The sequence below is a fragment of the Streptomyces sp. LX-29 genome (assembly GCF_029541745.1).
Classification (GTDB): domain Bacteria; phylum Actinomycetota; class Actinomycetes; order Streptomycetales; family Streptomycetaceae; genus Streptomyces.
Genome location: NZ_CP089746.1, coordinates 3,799,053 through 3,816,880 on the forward strand (window position 1 = coordinate 3,799,053; position 17,828 = coordinate 3,816,880).

The 17,828-nt window shown below is 69.6% G+C and carries 16 protein-coding genes; 9 read left to right on the forward strand and 7 right to left on the reverse strand.

The window, feature by feature from the left end; genetic code table 11:
- The first annotated feature begins 19 nt into the window (after positions 1-19).
- Positions 20-745 carry a dienelactone hydrolase family protein gene (locus LRS74_RS16340; protein ID WP_277741688.1) on the forward strand — a complete coding sequence of 242 codons (726 nt, stop codon included), beginning with the start codon at positions 20-22 and terminating at the stop codon, positions 743-745.
- Positions 746-761: 16 nt separating this feature from the next.
- On the opposite strand, the gene dnaB is transcribed toward LRS74_RS16340, so the two are convergent.
- Positions 762-2,261 (reverse strand): replicative DNA helicase, encoded by a 1,500-nt coding sequence (gene dnaB, locus LRS74_RS16345; RefSeq protein WP_277741689.1) that lies wholly within the window; start codon positions 2,259-2,261, stop codon positions 762-764.
- A 439-nt stretch (positions 2,262-2,700) separates the two neighbouring features.
- On the opposite strand from dnaB, the gene LRS74_RS16350 reads away from it, so the two are divergent.
- Positions 2,701-4,086 carry an MATE family efflux transporter gene (locus tag LRS74_RS16350; protein ID WP_277741690.1) on the forward strand — a complete coding sequence of 462 codons (1,386 nt, stop codon included), beginning with the start codon at positions 2,701-2,703 and terminating at the stop codon, positions 4,084-4,086.
- Positions 4,087-4,270: 184 nt separating this feature from the next.
- Here the strand turns inward: LRS74_RS16350 and rplI are convergent, their stop codons facing one another.
- The 4 genes from rplI to rpsF all read right to left on the reverse strand — a co-directional run bounded on the left by rplI (position 4,271) and on the right by rpsF (position 6,037).
- Complete coding sequence (gene rplI, locus LRS74_RS16355) at positions 4,271-4,717, reverse strand: 50S ribosomal protein L9 (protein ID WP_144383121.1); 447 nt, start codon at positions 4,715-4,717, stop codon at positions 4,271-4,273.
- Positions 4,718-4,735: 18 nt separating this feature from the next.
- The gene (rpsR, locus tag LRS74_RS16360) at positions 4,736-4,972 is read right to left on the reverse strand and encodes a 30S ribosomal protein S18 (RefSeq protein WP_003978893.1); all 237 of its coding nucleotides are present in this window, start codon (positions 4,970-4,972) and stop codon (positions 4,736-4,738) included.
- Positions 4,973-5,093: 121 nt separating this feature from the next.
- The gene (locus LRS74_RS16365) at positions 5,094-5,675 is read right to left on the reverse strand and encodes a single-stranded DNA-binding protein (protein ID WP_277741691.1); all 582 of its coding nucleotides are present in this window, start codon (positions 5,673-5,675) and stop codon (positions 5,094-5,096) included.
- Between the two features lie 71 nt (positions 5,676-5,746).
- A complete protein-coding gene (gene rpsF / locus LRS74_RS16370) occupies positions 5,747-6,037 on the reverse strand; it encodes a 30S ribosomal protein S6 (RefSeq protein WP_004950685.1) in 291 nt (96 codons plus the stop codon).
- Positions 6,038-6,291: 254 nt separating this feature from the next.
- On the opposite strand from rpsF, the gene LRS74_RS16375 reads away from it, so the two are divergent.
- The 3 genes from LRS74_RS16375 to LRS74_RS16385 all read left to right on the forward strand — a co-directional run bounded on the left by LRS74_RS16375 (position 6,292) and on the right by LRS74_RS16385 (position 9,028).
- A complete protein-coding gene (locus LRS74_RS16375; protein WP_144383123.1) occupies positions 6,292-6,615 on the forward strand; it encodes a hypothetical protein in 324 nt (107 codons plus the stop codon).
- Between the two features lie 180 nt (positions 6,616-6,795).
- Positions 6,796-7,914, forward strand: a complete 1,119-nt coding sequence (locus LRS74_RS16380; protein ID WP_277741692.1) for a peptidoglycan bridge formation glycyltransferase FemA/FemB family protein — start codon at positions 6,796-6,798, stop codon at positions 7,912-7,914.
- A gap of 82 nt (positions 7,915-7,996) precedes the next feature.
- Positions 7,997-9,028: an alanine racemase gene (locus tag LRS74_RS16385; RefSeq protein WP_277741693.1), complete on the forward strand. Its 1,032-nt coding sequence runs from the start codon at positions 7,997-7,999 to the stop codon at positions 9,026-9,028.
- A gap of 22 nt (positions 9,029-9,050) precedes the next feature.
- On the opposite strand, the gene LRS74_RS16390 is transcribed toward LRS74_RS16385, so the two are convergent.
- Both LRS74_RS16390 and LRS74_RS16395 read right to left on the reverse strand, forming a co-directional pair.
- Positions 9,051-10,586, reverse strand: coding sequence for a glycosyltransferase 87 family protein (locus LRS74_RS16390; RefSeq protein WP_277741694.1), 1,536 nt, complete (start codon positions 10,584-10,586; stop codon positions 9,051-9,053).
- 211 nt (positions 10,587-10,797) lie between these two features.
- Positions 10,798-13,533 (reverse strand): transglycosylase domain-containing protein, encoded by a 2,736-nt coding sequence (locus LRS74_RS16395; protein ID WP_277741695.1) that lies wholly within the window; start codon positions 13,531-13,533, stop codon positions 10,798-10,800.
- Positions 13,534-13,901: 368 nt separating this feature from the next.
- Here LRS74_RS16395 and LRS74_RS16400 point away from each other — a divergent pair, with 368 nt between their 5' ends.
- The 4 genes from LRS74_RS16400 (at position 13,902) to LRS74_RS16415 (ending at position 17,718) form a co-directional block, all read left to right on the forward strand.
- On the forward strand, positions 13,902-14,600 hold the full coding sequence (locus tag LRS74_RS16400; protein ID WP_277741696.1) for a PadR family transcriptional regulator: 699 nt from the start codon (positions 13,902-13,904) through the stop codon (positions 14,598-14,600).
- 51 nt (positions 14,601-14,651) lie between these two features.
- Positions 14,652-15,734 (forward strand): inositol-3-phosphate synthase, encoded by a 1,083-nt coding sequence (locus tag LRS74_RS16405; protein WP_277741697.1) that lies wholly within the window; start codon positions 14,652-14,654, stop codon positions 15,732-15,734.
- A gap of 178 nt (positions 15,735-15,912) precedes the next feature.
- Positions 15,913-17,181 (forward strand): MFS transporter, encoded by a 1,269-nt coding sequence (locus LRS74_RS16410; protein WP_277741698.1) that lies wholly within the window; start codon positions 15,913-15,915, stop codon positions 17,179-17,181.
- 108 nt (positions 17,182-17,289) lie between these two features.
- On the forward strand, positions 17,290-17,718 hold the full coding sequence (locus LRS74_RS16415; protein WP_277741699.1) for a hypothetical protein: 429 nt from the start codon (positions 17,290-17,292) through the stop codon (positions 17,716-17,718).
- The last annotated feature ends 110 nt before the right edge of the window (positions 17,719-17,828 follow it).

Here is a 17,828-nt window from a genome sequence, read left to right on the forward strand (position 1 = left end):
ATCACTACAGTCCCGTCTTATGACGACGGTCACCACGCGCACGGTCGAATACCCCGCCGACGGCCTGACGATGGTCGGGCACCTCGCGCTTCCCGCCGGTGTCGAACGCCGGCCCGCGGTCCTGGTCGGTCCTGAGGGGACGGGCCTGAACGACTTCCAGCGCCGCCGGGCCGACGCCCTCGCCGAGCTGGGGTACGTGGCCCTGGCCTTCGACCTCCACGGCGGGCGCTGGTTCACCGACCCACAGGAGATGCTGGCGCGCGTGATGCCGCTGCTCGCCGACCCCGACCGGATGCGGGGTATCGGCCATGCGGCACTCGATGTGCTGCGGGCCGAACCGCGGACCGACCCCGACCGGATCGCCGCCATCGGCTACGGCACCGGGGGCGCGATCGCGCTGGAACTCGGGCGCGACGGCGTCGACCTGCGGGCGATCGGGACGGTCAACGCGCTGACCACGGGCCGACCGGGCGAGGCGGCGCGCATCCGTTGCCCCGTGTGGGCCGGGGTCGGATCGGAGGACCCGATCATGCCCGCTGGGCAACGGGACGCCTTCGCCGCCGAGATGCAGGCCGCGGGCGTCGACTGGCGCCTCGTGGTCTACGGCGGTGCCCTGCACGCCTTCCACCACCCGCCGGTCGACCAGCCCGTGGTCCCCGGCGTCGGCTACCACCCGCAGCACGCGCGGCGGGCCTGGCGCGACATCGTCGACCTGCTCGCCGAGTGCCTGCCCGTAACGGAGTGAGCGGGCAAGGGACGGCTCAGGTCTGGGCCATGTCCACGAAGCGTGAGTAGTGACCCTGGAAGGCGACCGTGATGGTGGCGGTCGGGCCGTTACGGTGCTTGCCGACGATGATGTCCGCCTCGCCCGCGCGGGGCGACTCCTTCTCGTAGGCGTCCTCACGGTGCAGCAGGATGACCATGTCGGCGTCCTGCTCGATCGACCCGGACTCACGCAGGTCGGAGACCATCGGCTTCTTGTCCGTGCGCTGCTCGGGGCCACGGTTCAGCTGGGAGAGCGCGATGACCGGCAGCTCCAGCTCCTTGGCCAGCAGCTTGAGGTTACGGGACATGTCCGAGACCTCCTGCTGACGGCTCTCGGCACGCCGGGAGCCACCGGACTGCATCAGCTGGAGATAGTCGATGATCACCAGCTTGAGGTCGCTGCGCTGCTTCAACCGACGGCACTTGGCGCGGATCTCCATCATCGACAGGTTCGGCGAGTCGTCGATGTACAGCGGGGCGGCGGAGACGTCGGGCATCCGGCGGGCGAGCCGGGTCCAGTCGTCGTCCGTCATCGAGCCGGAGCGCATGTGGTGCAGGGCGACGCGGGCCTCGGCCGAGAGCAGACGCATCGCGATCTCGTTGCGGCCCATCTCGAGCGAGAAGATCACGCTCGGCATGTTGTGCTTGATGGAGCAGGCCCGTGCGAAGTCCAGGGCCAGCGTGGACTTACCCATCGCGGGGCGGGCCGCGATGACGATCATCTGGCCGGGGTGGAGACCGTTGGTCAGCGCGTCCAGATCGGTGAAGCCGGTCGGCACGCCGGTCATCTCGCCGCTGCGTGAGCCGATCGCCTCGATCTCGTCGAGCGCGCCCTCCATGATGTCGCCGAGCGGCAGGTAGTCCTCGCTGGTGCGCTGCTCGGTGACGGCGTAGACCTCCGCCTGGGCCCTGTTGACGATCTCGTCGACGTCCCCGTCGGCCGCGTAGCCCATCTGCGTGATGCGGGTGCCCGCCTCGACCAGGCGGCGCAGCACGGCGCGCTCGTGGACGATCTCGGCGTAGTACTCCGCGTTCGCGGCGGTCGGCACGGACTGCACCAGGGTGTGCAGATAGGAGGCGCCGCCGACCCGGGTGATCTCGCCGCGCTTGGTGAGCTCGGCGGCGATGGTGATCGGGTCGGCGGGCTCACCCTTGGCGTAGAGATCCAGGATGGCCTGGTAGATCGTCTCGTGCGCGGGGCGGTAGAAGTCGTGGCCCTTGAGGACCTCGACCACGTCCGCGATGGCGTCCTTGGAGAGCAGCATGCCGCCGAGCACCGACTGCTCGGCGTCCAGGTCCTGGGGCGGGACCCGCTCGAACCCCGCGCCGTCCCCCCAGGCGCCGCCGTCCCGGTCGCGGTCGTGCTGGTCGTCGCGGCCGCCTCGGGCACCGCCTCCGCCTCCGCCACCACCGCCGCCGCCGCGGCGCGGCCGGGGAGCGGGGAGCCGGTCACCGGGGCCGGCGTCGGCCCAGGGGTCGTCCAGGGGCTCGGGCATGCTCACCCCGCCACCTCCTCCCGTCCGCGGTGCGGACTTCGCGGTGCCCCTTCTGCTGACGGCACGGCTCTGACAACGCTCTGAAAACTAGGGCGCTCGGGCTCCGGTCACAGCGGCGGGCGCCGGACCACGGTAGGCCCATCAGGGCCGTCCGCCAATCTGGTTATCCACAGGCCATGTGGACGAGGGAGCGCTTCCTGTGGAGAACGCGGCTGAACCTGTGCACGACACGGGGGACAGCGTTGTGGACAACACCACACACACCCCTGCGCCACGGCTCTGACCTGCGGATTCTCCATCCAAGGACTGTGAGGAAGAAAAACTTCCCCGGCCAGCGCAAGATCGCGACAAAGGGCGCAGAGAAGATCGCCTTGCGTGACGGGAAGTAAGGAGTGCAATGCACTTGAGTATCTTACCTGTGGAAGATTAGATTGACGCCATGAATCAGGCACCCGCGACCGCGCCGAGCGAGCGTTCCCGCATCCGGCGCCCGGCCCGGCGTGCCCCCCGCGGCGGCGCCCGCCGCCACGACCGCGAGATCATCGCGCTCGCCGTCCCCGCCTTCGGCGCACTCGTCGCCGAGCCCCTTTTCGTCATGGTCGACAGCGCCGTCGTCGGCCACCTCGGCACCCCGCAGTTGGCCGGCCTCGGCGTCGCCGCCGCACTGCTGACCAGTGTGGTCAGCATCTTCGTCTTCCTCGCCTACGCCACCACCGCCGCCGTCGCCCGCCGCATCGGCGCGGGCGAACCGGCCGCCGCGGTCCGCCAGGGCATGGACGGCGTCTGGCTCGCCCTGCTCATCGGCGCCGTGCTCGTCGCCGTCGCCCAGCCCGCCGCGCCCGCCCTCGTCGACCTCTTCGGCGCCTCCGGCTCCGCCGCCCCGCACGCCATCAGCTATCTGCGGATCAGCGCCCTCGGCATCCCCGCCATGCTCATGGTGCTCGCCGCCACCGGCGTGCTGCGCGGCCTCCAGGACACCCGTACACCGCTGTACGTCGCCGTCGGCGGCTTCGCCGCCAACGCCGCGCTCAACGCCATCCTGGTCTACGGGGCCGATCTGGGCATCGCCGGCTCCGCCTGGGGCACGGTCATCGCCCAGTGCGGCATGGCCGCCGTCTACCTCGCCGTCGTGGTCCGGGGCGCCAGACGGCACGGTGCCTCGTTGCGCCCCGAAGCCGTCGGGATACGGGCCTGCGCCCGCGCCGGCGTCCCGCTGCTGGTCCGCACCCTGTCGCTGCGCGCCGTGCTGCTGCTGGCCACGGCCGTGGCCGCCCGCCTCGGGGACGCGGACATCGCCGCCCACCAGATCATCATGACCCTGTGGAGCCTGCTCAGCTTCGCCCTGGACGCCATCGCCATCGCCGGGCAGGCCATCATCGCCCGCTACCTGGGCGCGGGCGACACGGAGGGCGCCCGAGCCGTCTGTCGCCGCATGGTCCAGTGGGGGATCGCCTCAGGGATGGTGCTGGGGCTGCTCGTCGTGGCTTCCCGGCCCCTGTTCATCCCGCTCTTCACCGGCGACCACGCGGTCCGGGAGGCCCTGCTTCCCGCGCTGCTCGTGGTGGCCCTCACCCAACCGGTCGCGGGCGTCGTCTACGTCCTCGACGGGGTCCTGATGGGGGCCGGAGACGGCCCGTACCTGGCCTGGGCGATGCTCGCCACGCTCGCCGTCTTCGCTCCCGTCGCCCTGCTCGTCCCCTCGCTGGACGGCGGCCTGACGGCCCTGTGGTGGGCCATGGCGCTGATGACCACGGCCCGCATGGCGACCCTCTGGTTCCGCGCCCGGTCGGGCCGCTGGCTCATCACGGGCGCGGTGCGCGGATAGCCGCTCCGCCGGGTCCCGCCGCCGGATCGCCCACCCGGGAACCACAAGGCGACCCACCTGGGAACCACGGCCGGCTCACCCGGGAACCCCGGGCGACCGCCCACGAAGCATGAGTGAGGGGCCGCACCCCCATGGGATGCGGCCCCTCACCACGCTATGCCGAGCGGCAGCGATCACGCTGCACTCAGGCGGCGACGACCTCGACGCCGAGCTTGGCGACAACGTCGCTGTGCAGACGCACGGACACCTGGTGGGCGCCCAGGGTCTTGATCGGCGCGGAGACCTCGACGCGGCGCTTGTCCACGTCCGGACCACCGGCGGCCTTGATCGCGGAGGCGATGTCGGCCTGGGTGATGGAGCCGAACAGACGGCCGGCCTCGCCGGCACGCGTGTTCAGGCGGACCTTGAGGCCCTCGAGCTGAGCCTTGATCTCGTTGGCCTGCTCGATCGTGGCGATCTCGCGGATCTTGCGGGCGCGACGGATCTGCTCGACGTCCTTCTCGCCACCCTTGGTCCAGCGGATCGCGAAACCGCGCGGGACCAGGTAGTTGCGAGCGTAACCGTCCTTGACGTCCACGACGTCGCCGGCGGTGCCGAGGCCGGAGACCTCGTGGGTGAGGATGATCTTCATGTTTCGGTCACCCTTCCCTTAGCGCGCGGTGGAGGTGTAGGGCAGCAGCGCCATCTCACGGCTGTTCTTCACGGCCGTGGCGACGTCACGCTGGTGCTGGGTGCAGTTACCGGTCACCCGGCGGGCACGGATCTTGCCGCGGTCGGAAATGAACTTCCGCAGCAGGTTCGTGTCCTTGTAGTCGACGTAGGAGATCTTCTCCTTGCAGAACACGCAAACCTTCTTCTTAGGCTTGCGAGCAGGCGGCTTCGCCATTGTCTCTCTCCAGTGTGATCAAGAAGTTTGTGCTGTCGCCCTTGATCCGCGTCGCGCGCTGTTTCACGTGAAACCGAGGCTTCACGCGACCCGCGTTTCACGTGAAACAGCGCGTACGGACCTAGAAGGGCGGCTCGTCCGAGTAGCCGCCGCCGGAGTTGCCGGAGCCACCGCCCCAGCCACCACCACCGCCGCCGCTCTGCTGACCACCGGAGGGCGCGCTGGACGCCCACGGGTCGTCGGCCGGAGCGCCGCCGCCCTGCTGGCCGCCGCCGGGGCCGCCGCCCCAGCCGCCGCCACCCTGGCCACCGCCGCCGTAGCCGCCCTGGCCGCCGCGACCGGTGGTCTTGGTGACCTTGGCCGTGGCGTTCTTGAGGCTGGGGCCGACTTCCTCGACGTCCAGCTCGAAGACCGTGCGCTTGACGCCCTCTCGGTCCTCATAGGACCGCTGCTTCAGTCGGCCCTGCACGATGACGCGCATGCCTCGCTGGAGCGACTCGGCGACGTTCTCCGCTGCCTGACGCCACACCGAGCAGGTGAGGAACAGGCTCTCGCCGTCCTTCCACTCATTGGTCTGGCGGTCGAACATGCGGGGAGTGGACGCGACACGGAACTTCGCGACCGCCGCACCGGACGGGGTGAAGCGCAGCTCGGGGTCGTCGACAAGATTGCCGACGACCGTGATGACGGTCTCGCCTGCCATGGGTGAACCTCTCGGCGGGGATTGCTTCTGGCTGCTTGTAGCTACTCGGACCCGAGCAGTGAGCTAGGAGCTCAGTGGGTCTCGGGACGGAGGACCTTGGTCCGGAGGACCGACTCGTTCAGGTTCATCTGGCGGTCGAGCTCCTTGACGACCGCAGGCTCGGCCTGCAGGTCGATGACCGAGTAGATGCCCTCGGGCTTCTTCTTGATCTCGTAAGCGAGACGACGACGGCCCCAGGTGTCGACCTTCTCAACCTTGCCGTTGCCCTCGCGGACCACGGAAAGGAAGTTCTCGATCAGGGGGGAGACAGCGCGCTCCTCCAGATCGGGGTCGAGGATGACCATCACCTCGTAGTGACGCATGTGGAACCCACCTCCTTTGGACTCAGCGGCCACGGTCGTTCCGTGGCAGGAGGGTCGTGATGCGTTCCGCACCGGCGTCGACCGTCGTTTCAGCCGTTCGCATGGTCCCGGCATCCAGACAGACACCAGTGCAGACCGTACAGAGTACCCGGCCCGGCGCTTCCGGTTGAAATCCGCCCGGGGATCGCCGCAATCTGTACGCATCGGGTGTGAGCGGCGTTACAGTGCGCCGCCTTGGCCTATGGAGGTGCCACATGGCACAGGCAGCACGGACCAACCACCGCCACGGCCTCTTCTCCCTGCTCGACACGGACGGCAAGCCACATCCGCTGGAGAACACGCTCGCGGTCGTGACGCTGGCCCTCGGCGCTGTCGCGTTCATCACCGCCCAGTTCGACCACCTGCACCTGCTCAGCTCCTGGACGGGGCTGGTGGGCATCGGGGTCGGACTGTGGGGTCAGATGATCTCGGCGACCACCGGCGAACGATTCCTGCTGATGATCGGCCTGGGCGCATCCGGTGTCGGCTTCTACCTCGGCCTGGCCCACGGCGGCCTGTGGGGCGGTGTGATCGGCTAGCGGTCGGACCCGCCGCCGGCGCGCCGCGGCCCGCTACGGGACGCGGCGCGCGAGGCTGAACGGGCGCGGCACACGGGCCTGAACCCGAACGCCCAGACGGTGCGCTCCACGGTCACAGTAGGCTTCGGCGCGAGAGCCGGAGCCCCGACCCTGGGGACAAACCTGCCGAGGAGCGCCCGCATGAGCCTGACCCTGAGGACTATCAGCCGTGAGCAGCATCTGGCGTACATCCAGAGCCTGCCCGCGGCCAGCCACATGCAGGTGCCGGCCTGGGCGGACGTGAAGTCGGAGTGGCGCTCCGAGAACCTGGGCTGGTTCGACCCCACCGGACAGCTGGTCGGCGTCGGTCTGGTCCTCTACCGCCAGCTGCCGAAGATCAAGCGCTACCTGGCCTATCTGCCCGAGGGGCCGGTCATCAACTGGTACGCGCCCAACCTGGAGGACTGGCTGCGCCCCATGCTGGCCCACCTCAAGCAGCAGGGCGCCTTCTCGGTGAAGATGGGCCCGCCGGTCATCATCCGCCGCTGGGACGCCGCCGCCATCAAGTCCGGCATCCAGAGCCCGGAGGTCAAGCGGCTGCGCGATGTGCAGCCGACCTTCATCGAGCCGCGGGCCTTCGAGGTCTCCGACAAGCTGCGCCGCATGGGCTGGCAGCAGGGCGAGGAGGACGGCGCGGGCTTCGGCGACGTGCAGCCCCGCTATGTCTTCCAGGTGCCCCTGCAGCAGCGTTCGCTGGAGGACGTCCACAAGGGCTTCAACCAGCTGTGGCGCCGCAACATCAAGAAGGCCGAGAAGGCCGGCGTCCAGGTCGTCCAGGGCGGCTACGAGCACCTGAGCGAGTGGCAGCGGCTGTACGAGATCACCGCCGAGCGCGACAAGTTCCGGCCGCGCCCGCTCAGCTACTTCCAGCGCATGTGGAGCGTCCTCAACTCCGAGGACCCCAACCGGATGCGGCTGTACTTCGCCCTGCACGAGGGCGAGGCCGTCGCCGCCGCCACGATGCTCATCGTCGGCGGGCACGTCTGGTACTCCTACGGCGCCTCCGCCAACCACAAGCGCGAGGTCCGTCCGTCCAACGCCATGCAGTGGCAGATGCTGCGCGACGCCTACGGCATGGGTGCCTCCGTCTACGACCTGCGCGGCATCAGCGACTCGCTGGACGAGACCGACCACCTCTTCGGCCTGATCCAGTTCAAGGTGGGCACCGGTGGCGAGGCCGCCGAGTACCTCGGTGAGTGGGACTTCCCGCTCAACAAGCTGCTCCACAAGGCGCTCGACATCTACATGTCGCGTCGCTAGACCCGTGCGCGGGGCCCGAACGGCCCCGCACCACTCCAGCCCTCGGATTCACCGCCGGAAACGAGAAAGGTCCGCTCCCGCCATGGCGCTCACCCTCTACGTCGACACCGCACGCTGGCGGGCGCATCAGCAGTCCGTGCTCCAGCAGTTCCCGGGCATAGTGCCCGTCTGCAAGGGCAACGGATACGGCTTCGGCCACGAGCGGCTGGCCGAGGAGGCCACCCGCATCGGCGCCGACGTCCTCGCCGTGGGCACCACCTACGAGGCCGCCCGGATGAAGGACCTCTTCAGCGGCGACCTGCTGGTGCTGACCCCGTTCCGCCGCGGCGAGGAACCGGTGCCGCTGCCGGACCGGGTGATCCGCTCGGTCTCCTCGATCGACGGTCTGCACGGCCTGGCCGGGGCGCGGGTCGTCATAGAGGTCATGAGCAGCATGAAGCGGCATGGCGTCTCCGAGCACGACCTGCCGGCGCTGCACGCGGCCATCGAGAACGTCCGGCTGGAGGGCTTCGCCATCCACCTGCCGCTGGACCGCGCCGACGGCATCGACGCGGTGGAGGAGGTCATCGCCTGGATGGACCGGCTCCGCGCGGCCGGGCTGCCGCTGCACACCATGCTGGTCAGCCATCTGAAGTCGGACGAGCTGGCCCGCCTCCAGCAGCAGTTCCCGCAGACCCGGTTCCGCGCCCGTATCGGCACCCGGCTCTGGCTGGGCGACCACGAGTCGACGCAGTACCGGGGCTCGGTGCTCGACGTCACCCGGGTCGTCAAGGGCGACCGCTTCGGCTACCGCCAGCAGAAGGTGGCCTCCGACGGCTATCTGGTGGTGGTCGCGGGCGGCACCTCGCACGGCGTCGGCCTGGAGGCCCCGAAGGCCCTGCACGGCGTGATGCCGCGGGCCAAGGGCGTGGCGCGGGCGGGTCTGGCGACGGTCAACCGCAACCTCTCGCCGTTCGTCTGGGCCGGCAAGCAGCGCTGGTTCGCCGAGCCCCCGCACATGCAGGTGTCGATCCTGTTCGTGCCGGGCGACGTGGCGGCCCCGCAGGTGGGTGACGAGCTGGTGGCCCATCTGCGGCACACCACCACGCAGTTCGACCGGATGCTCGACTGCTAGGACCGGCCACGCCGGTCGTGGATCAGCCCTTCGGGGATATCGGCGGGGGCGGCGGGGTGCCGCCGCCCTCCGGCCGGCCCCAGTGCACCACCGGGGCGTCCTCGGGCCGTCCGCGGTGGCCGTGGTGCCCGCCGAGGTCCCGCAGGACGAACACGTCGGGCGCCCCGTCCAGGACGCCGCCCGAGGGGTCGTCCGAGCCGTCCTTGCGCACCACGTCCCGCTCCGGCAGCAGCACGTCCCGCACCACCAGCGCGCACAGGTACAGCGTGCCCAGCAAGTGGATCGCGATCGCCAACTGGTAGCCCTCCGGCGGCAGGCCGTGGCGCTGGTCGCCGCTGGTGGTGTACGCGAGGTACATCCAGATGCCGACGAAGTACACCACCTCACATGCCTGCCAGATCAGGAAGTCCCGCCACTTGGGGCGGGCCAGCGCGGCGAGCGGAACCAGCCACAGCACGTACTGCGGCGAGTAGACCTTGTTGGTGAGCACGAAGGCCGCGACGATCAGGAAGGCCAACTGCGCCAGCCGCGGCCGGCGCGGCGCGCACAGCGCCAGGGCCGCCACTCCGGCGCAGGCGAAGAGCATCAGCACCGTGGCGTAGGTGTTGACGTCCTCCAGCGGGTTCCCGGTGCGCTGCGAGATGATCAGCCAGAACGAGCCGAAGTCGACCGGCCGTTCCTGGCTGAAGGTGTAGAACTTCAGCCAGCCCTCGCGGAGGTGCAGACTGCCGCCCGCGGTGCTGAGCATGATCGGCAGGTTGATCGCCAGCCAGGCCCCCACCGCCCCGACCGCCACCCGGGCGAACGCCCGCCAGCGGCCCGCGCGCAGACAGAGCAGCAGCAGCGGCCCGAGCAGGAACACCGGGTAGAGCTTGGCGGCGGTCGCCAGGCCGATGAGGATGCCCGCGTTGAAGGACCGGCCGCGTGACCACATGAGCATGGCGCCGGCGGCGAACGCCACCGCGAACAGGTCCCAGTTGATGGTGGCGGTGAGCGCGAAGGCCGGGGCGAGGGCGACCAGCAGGCCGTCCCAGGGGCGGCGCCGGTGGGTACGGGCCACGCAGACGGCGACCACCGCCGCACAGGCCATCAGCATCCCTGAGTTGACCATCCAGTACATCTGCTCGCGGTCCTGGATGGAGCCGTCCCCCGGGGTCAGCCAGGAGGCGACCTCCATGAAGAGCCCGGTGAGCACCGGGTACTCCAGGTAGTCCATGCCGCCGGAGACGTTGACCGGGATCCGGTCGAAGTACGGGACCAGGTCGGTGGCGAAGCCCCGCCCGCTGTAGAGGTGCGGGATGTCGGAGTAGCAGGCGTGGGTGTACTGGCTGCTGGCGCCGTAGAACCAGGCGCCGTTGTAGCACGGCGCCTTCTGCACCATGCCGAGGGCGAACATGCCGATGGCGACGAGCGCGATCACCCGCACCGGTGTCCACCAACTGGTGCCGAACAGCGCGCGGCGTCCTGCCGGCCCGCCGATCAGCTCGCTGCCGGCCGCCGCCACCTCGTCCTCGGCGGTCGGCCGCGTCGGCTGAGAATCGTCACGCGCGCTCTTCATGCGGCCATCCTGCCGTACGGGCCTGTGGGCGGCAGCGGGAGCCGCCCCAGTCGAGCGACCTGCGCGGTGTACGCCGTACGGGCGCACGCCGCCCACATGCGCGACCGCGCGGTCCGTGGTAGCGGGCGTGGAAAAGGCCGTGGCCGCGCGGAGCGGGTGCTCCGCGCGGCCACGGCCGTCTGGGAATGTGCCGGTGGGTTCCTCCGGTGGGCTAGTAGCCCGATCCACCGCCGAAGAAGTCCTCGTCCCCGGTCGCCGGCGGACTCGACGACGGGCTGGGGCTGGTGTCGCCGGAGCCGCCGGGGCCGTTCCCGCCGCCGTTGCCGTTGCCGCCGCCCGGGCCGCCGGGGCCGCCTCCGGAATCGCCCTCACAGGTCGGGTCGAACAGGTCGCACGACGGGCTCGGGGACGGGCTGGTGCTGGACGGGGACTGGGACGGAATTTTGGAGGGCTTCTTGGACGGCTTCTTCTCCGGCTCCTCCGTCTTCTCCTTCTCCTTCTCCTCCTCGGTCTGGGTCGGCTCGGCGGTCGTCGCGGAGGGGCTGGCGCCCTCGCCGTAGACCGTGTCGCCGATCGGACCGGGCTTCGGGAAGCTCTTGGCCTTGGTGCCCTCCAGCGCCTCGCGCATGTAGTCCGCCCAGATCTCGGACGGGAAGGAGGCACCGTGGATGGAGGGCTGGCCGCCCACGCCGTACATCGGCAGGAACTTCTGGTTGGTGGCCCGGTCGTCCACGCGCCACATGCCGATCGCGGTCGCCAACTGGGGGGTGTAGCCGGAGAACCAGGCCGACTTGTTGTCGTCGGTGGTGCCGGTCTTGCCCGCCGCCGGGCGGCCGATCTGCGCGTTGGTGCCGGTGCCCTTCTCCACCACGGTCTTGAGCACGTCGGTGACGTTGTCGGCCACCTCGGGCGAGAACGCCTGCTTGATCTCGGCGTCGTCCTTGTGGTCGTAGACCACGATGCCCTTGCGCTCCACGGACTCCACCGAGTACGGGTCGGCCTGCTTGCCGCTGGCGGCGAAGGTCGCGTACGCCCCGGCGAGCCGGATGGCACTGGGCGCCGAGGTGCCGAGCGAGAAGGTCGGGGTGATGGAGGTCAGCTGGTCCTTGTGCAGACCGGCGGCGATGGCCGCGTCCCGCACCTTGTCGGTGCCGACGTCCATGCCGAGCTGGATGTAGGGCGTGTTCACCGAGTACTGCATCGCGGTGCGCAGGTCGACCTTGCCCTTGCTCTCGTCACCGTCGTTGCGCTGGTGCCACTCCTTGCCGTTCTTGTCGTGCCAGACGGTGCCGTTGTAGTCGAGGAGGGTCAGCTTGTTGTCGCCGTTGTAGATGCTCTTCGGCGAGACGGGGGTGCGCATCGAGGCCGGCTGGTCCCGCGGCCCGCTCTTGTCGCGGACGCCGTCGGTCATCGCGGCGGCGAGCACGAACGGCTTGAAGGTCGAGCCCACCTGGACGCCCGTGTAGTCGGCGTTGTTGGTGTAGTGCTCCAGCGCGTCCTCGCCACCGTAGATCGCCACGATCTTTCCGGTCTTCGGCTCCACGGATGCGCCGCCGAACTGCACGAAGGTGTCCTTGTCGGGGCGCTCCTTCGGCTTGATGTTCTCCTTGCTCACCTTGGCGACGGCCTTCTCCAGCGCCTGCACCTTCTTGCGGTCGAAGGTGGTGTGGATCTGGTAGCCGCCCCGGTCCAGCTCGGCCTTGGAGATGGTGCTGTTGGCGATGATGTAGTTGTCGGCCAGGTCGGTCAGGTAGCCGATCTGGCCGGCCTTGTTGGTCGCGGGCCTGGGCTTCTGCGGCTGCGGGAAGCCCTTGGCGACCCACTCGTCGCGCTCGGACGCCTTGAGCCGGTCCGTCTCGACCTCGCGCTTGAGCGTCCACTCCCAACGCGCCTTGGCGCGGTTGGTGTTCTTCTTCGCGGTGGCGTTGGCGCCCACGCCGCCGGCCGGGTCGTAGAGGTTGGGGCCGTTGAGCGTCGCTGCCAGGAAGGCGCTCTCGCTCGCGGTCAGGTCCTTGCAGTCCTTGCCGTAGTACGCCTGGGCGGCGGCCTGGATGCCGTAGGCGCCCCGGCCGTAGTAGGCGGTGTTCAGATAGCCCTCGAGAATGTCGGTCTTCTTCTTGGTGGCGCCGACCTTTATCGAGATGAACAGCTCGGTGACCTTGCGCTTGAGCGTCTGCTCCTGGCCCAGGTAGGTGTTCTTCACGAACTGCTGGGTGATGGTCGAACCACTCTGGGTCTGACCGCCCTTGGCCATGTTGACCACCGCGCGCGCGATGCCCATCGGGTCGACGCCGGAGTCCTCGTAGAAGCTGGCGTTCTCGGCCGCGATGACCGCGTTCTGCATGGACTCGGGGATGTCGCTCAGCGGCACGATCTGGCGGTTGAGGTCACCACCGCCGGAGACGACCATGCGCTCGCCGTCCGCCCAGTAGTAGACGTTCTTCTGGGTCTTGGAGGCGGCCTGCGCGGTCGGCACCTCCACCAGCATCAGTCCGATGCCGACGGCCGCGACCAGCAGCGCCATGAAGGTCAGACAGGTGCCCGTGACCAGCTTCCACGAGGGCAGCCAGCGACGGAAGCCGCTCTTGCCGAACCGCGGATAGTCGATGAGGCGCTTCTTGCCGGGGCGGCCGCCGCCACCGGGGCCATGGCCCCGGCCACCCGCGCCGCCTCCTCCGCCGCCGCGGCGCCCGCCGCCGGAGCCGCCGGGGCCCGAGCCGTGGGCGGCCACCGGATCGGCTCCGCGTCGTCTGCCACCGCGCTGCGCGGCGCGCCGGGCCTCCGCCCGGCCGCCGTACGGGTGTTCCTCGCTGTGCGGGCCGGAGGCCGACCCCGTGGTGCTGTGCGGTGGTGTCGCGCGGCGCCCTGGTGGCTGCTGCGCGGCACGTCGGGCCGCTGCGCGTCCGCCACCTTGCGGCTGCGGCGGCTTGCGACGGTGCTCGCTCATGGAACGACTACTCCTCGGGCAGGCTCTATCGCCTGAAAGCGGCAGGTGGCTTCCGGTCCCCCCGATGCGCAATCCGGCCGCTGGCAGCGTCCGGGCGCACTGCATCCGGGACGAGGACGTTTTCTGGTGTCACACGGTTCCCGGTGGTCTGCATGGCGACCAGAGTACGCACGGTCAAAAGACGCTGACCCGACATCTTCACTCCAAATCAGGCAGGTTGACTCCCACGAATCGGTGATGTGATGCCGTTCACCGTGCCCCCACTTGTCGCAACAGGGGGCTCGTTCTATCGTCAGGATGTATCGAGTCGATACATCAGCACGGCATAGTCCGGCATAGGGGCACGTAAGCGACAAGGGAGGCGGGGGATGAGCAGGCGCTCCGGCATCCTTGAGTTCGCCGTCCTCGGCCTGTTGCGCGAGTCTCCCATGCACGGCTATGAGCTGCGGAAACGCCTCAACACCTCACTCGGGGTGTTCCGTGCCTTCAGCTATGGCAGCCTCTACCCCTGCCTCAAGACGCTGGTCGCCAACGGCTGGCTGATCGAGGAGCCCGGCAGCGCGCCGGAAGAGGCCCTCGCGGCCACCCTGGCCGGCCGGCGGGCGAAGATCGTCTATCGGTTGACGGCCGAGGGGAAGGAGCGGTTCGAAGAACTGCTCTCCCACACCGGGCCGGACACCTGGGAGGACGAGCACTTCGGCGTGCGCTTCGCCTTCTTCGGCCAGACCTCGCGCGATGTGCGGATGCGGGTGCTGGAGGGCCGGCGCAGCCGGCTCGAAGAGCGCCTGGAGAAGATGCGGGCCTCCTTGGCCCGCACCCGCGAGCGCCTGGACGACTACACGCTCGAGCTGCAACGGCACGGCATGGAGTCGGTGGAGCGCGAGGTCCGGTGGCTGAACGAGCTGATCGAGAGCGAGCGGGCCGGGCGCGACCAGCGCAACGGCGCCGCCGAGCCGGAGTCCCCCGGGCCGCAGGCCCGGAAACAGGACCGGTCAGAAGAAACGGGCGGCCTGCCCCGGCACCGGGGTGGTTCCCGGCCGGATCCGTCCGATGACACCGCTAAGTGAGGCTCTGCACCCCCGCAGAGCTCTGTCGAGTACACACAGGGAGCAACCGGAATGGGTTCGGTTCGCGTAGCCATCGTCGGCGTGGGCAACTGCGCCGCGTCGCTGGTCCAGGGCGTCGAGTACTACAAGGACGCCGACCCGAACAGCCGCGTGCCGGGTCTTATGCACGTGCAGTTCGGCGACTACCACGTCCGTGACGTGGAGTTCGTGGCCGCCTTCGACGTGGACGCGAAGAAGGTCGGCCTCGACCTCGCGGACGCCATCGGTGCCAGCGAGAACAACACCATCAAGATCTGCGACGTGCCGAGCACCGGCGTGACCGTCCAGCGCGGCCACACCCTCGACGGCCTCGGCAAGTACTACCAGGCCACCATCGAGGAGTCCGCCGAGGAGCCGGCCGACATCGTCCAGGTCCTCAAGGACAAGCAGGTCGACGTTCTGGTCTGCTACCTCCCGGTCGGCTCCGAGGACGCGGCGAAGTTCTACGCGCAGTGCGCCATCGACGCGAAGGTCGCCTTCGTCAACGCCCTCCCGGTCTTCATCGCCGGCACCAAGGAGTGGGCGGACAAGTTCACCGAGGCCGGTGTGCCGATCGTCGGTGACGACATCAAGTCGCAGGTCGGCGCCACCATCACGCACCGCGTGATGGCCAAGCTGTTCGAGGACCGGGGCGTCATCCTGGACCGCACGATGCAGCTGAACGTCGGCGGCAACATGGACTTCAAGAACATGCTCGAGCGCGAGCGCCTGGAGTCCAAGAAGATCTCCAAGACGCAGGCCGTCACCTCGCAGATCCCCGACCGGGAGCTCGGCGAGAAGAACGTGCACATCGGCCCGTCCGACTACGTGGCGTGGCTCGACGACCGCAAGTGGGCCTACGTCCGCCTTGAGGGCCGTGCGTTCGGCGACGTCCCGCTGAACCTGGAGTACAAGCTGGAGGTCTGGGACTCCCCGAACTCCGCGGGTGTGATCATCGACGCGGTGCGCGCCGCGAAGATCGCCAAGGACCGTGGCGTGGGCGGCCCGATCCTCTCCGCCTCCTCCTACTTCATGAAGTCCCCGCCGGTGCAGTACTTCGACGACGAGGCGCGGGAGAACGTCGAGAAGTTCATCAAGGGCGAGGTCGAGAGCTGACAAGCGCTCATGACGCGTCGGCACCCGAGCCGCTCGGCGCGTTAGGTCGGCACACCGCCGGGCTCGCCCCGCGCATCGCGCCATGCGCCGGGTCCCCCCTCGCGGAAGGCCCAACCGATGATCACCGGCCCCCGGGTAATCCCCCCGGGGGCCGGTGCGGTGTGTGAGGCTGAGCGCCATGCCTGTTGTGCGCGATCTGCGGGTGCTGCTCCAGCTACGCGACTTCCGCCACCTCTTGACCGTCCGTCTGCTGTCACAGCTGGCCGACGGCGTCTACCAGGTCGCGCTCGCCGCCTATGTCGTCTTCTCCCCGGAGAAGGAGACCTCGGCGGCCGCCATCGCCTCCGCCATGGCCGTGCTGCTGCTTCCCTACTCCGTGCTCGGTCCCTTCGCCGGGGTGCTCCTGGACCGCTGGCGGCGCCGCCAGGTGCTGCTCAACGGCAATCTGCTGCGCGGCGCCCTCGCCGGCGGCACCGCGGTGCTGATGCTCGCGGACGTCCCCGACGGCCTCTTCTACGCCTCGGCGCTCACCGTCACGGCGATCAACCGCTTCGTCCTCGCCGGTCTCTCGGCCGCCCTGCCGCGCGTCGTCGACACCCACGAGCGGCTCGTGATGGCCAACGCGCTCTCACCCACCGCCGGCACCCTCGCGGCGACCCTGGGCGGCACCCTGGCGTTCGCCGTGCGCCTCGCGGCCCCGGAGGGCTCGACCTCGGACGCGCTGGTGGTGCTGGTCGGTGCGGTGATCTACCTCGGCGCCGGGCTCGCCGCCCTCCGCATGTCGCCCGGTCTGCTGGGACCCGACCCGGGCCAACTCCAGCCACGGCTGCGTACGGCCCTGCACAGCACCGCCCATGGTCTCGCGGCCGGTCTGCGCCACCTGCGGGAGCGGCCCCTGGCGGCGCGTGTGCTGGCCGCGATGTCGCTGATGCGCTTCTGCTACGGCGCGCTCACCGTCATGCTGCTCATGCTCTGCCGGTACGCCTGGGGCGACAGCGAGTCCGACGGGCTGGCGCTGCTGGGGCTCGCCGTCGCACTCTCGGGGGCGGGCTTCTTCACCGCGGCGGTGGTCACCCCCTGGGCGGCGGCCCGCTTCGGCACCACCGGCTGGATCGGTCTCTGCGCCGCGGCGGCGGCCGTTCTCGAACCCGGCCTCGGTCTCCCCTTCGAGCCCGCCCCGATGCTCGCCGCCGCCTTCATCCTGGGGTTCACCACACAGGGCGCGAAGATCGCCACGGACACGGTTGTCCAGGCCACCGTCGACGACGAGTTCCGCGGCCGGATCTTCTCCTTCTACGACGTCTTCTTCAACGTCGCCTTCGTCGGCGCCGCGGGGGTCGCCGCGCTGATGCTGCCGCCTGACGGACGGTCGGTCGTGCTGGTGGTGGGGGTGGCGGTGATCTATGGGGTGATTGCAGCCGCTTTCCTGGGATTTCGCCGCCGGTAAGTGTCACATCAGTGCCACAGAGCCTCTGCAAATTGCAGTTCGGCGGCGACGCGCAGGTAATTTACGCCCGGCAATCACCTGTCTGCACGCATCAGTTCGAGGAACTCCGTGACCACTCCGCCTCAGGGCAACCCGTTCGCTCAGCAGCCCACTGCTCCGGGCGGGCAGTTCAACGCCTACCCGGCTCCGCCGGCCCCCGCACCGCCCCGCCGCAACTTCAAGAAGATCGCCCGGAACATCGTTCTTCCGATCGCGGGCATCGGCATCGCGGTGGGCGCGTACCTCGGCGGCGTCGGAGACGACACGCTGGAGCTGGCCGTCGGCGACTGCCTGCAGAACACCGGCTCCTCCAGCAACCCTGACATCGAGAAGCTGGAGTGCACCGATGCCAAGGCCACCCACAAGGTGCTGAAGAAGGTCGACGGCACCAGCATCTCGACGCTTGCCTGCCAGAGCACCGAGGGCACCGTCGCCGCCATCACCTGGAAGGAAGGCAGCGACTCCTTCGTGCTCTGCCTGGGCAACGCCAAGAAGTAACCCCGCGGACCCTCCACCGAGGGGCCGTTCCACGCGACGAGGGGCCGTTGTTTCACGTGAAACAACGGCCCCTCGTCGCGTGGGTCGGAGGGCGGTTTCACGTTGTTTCA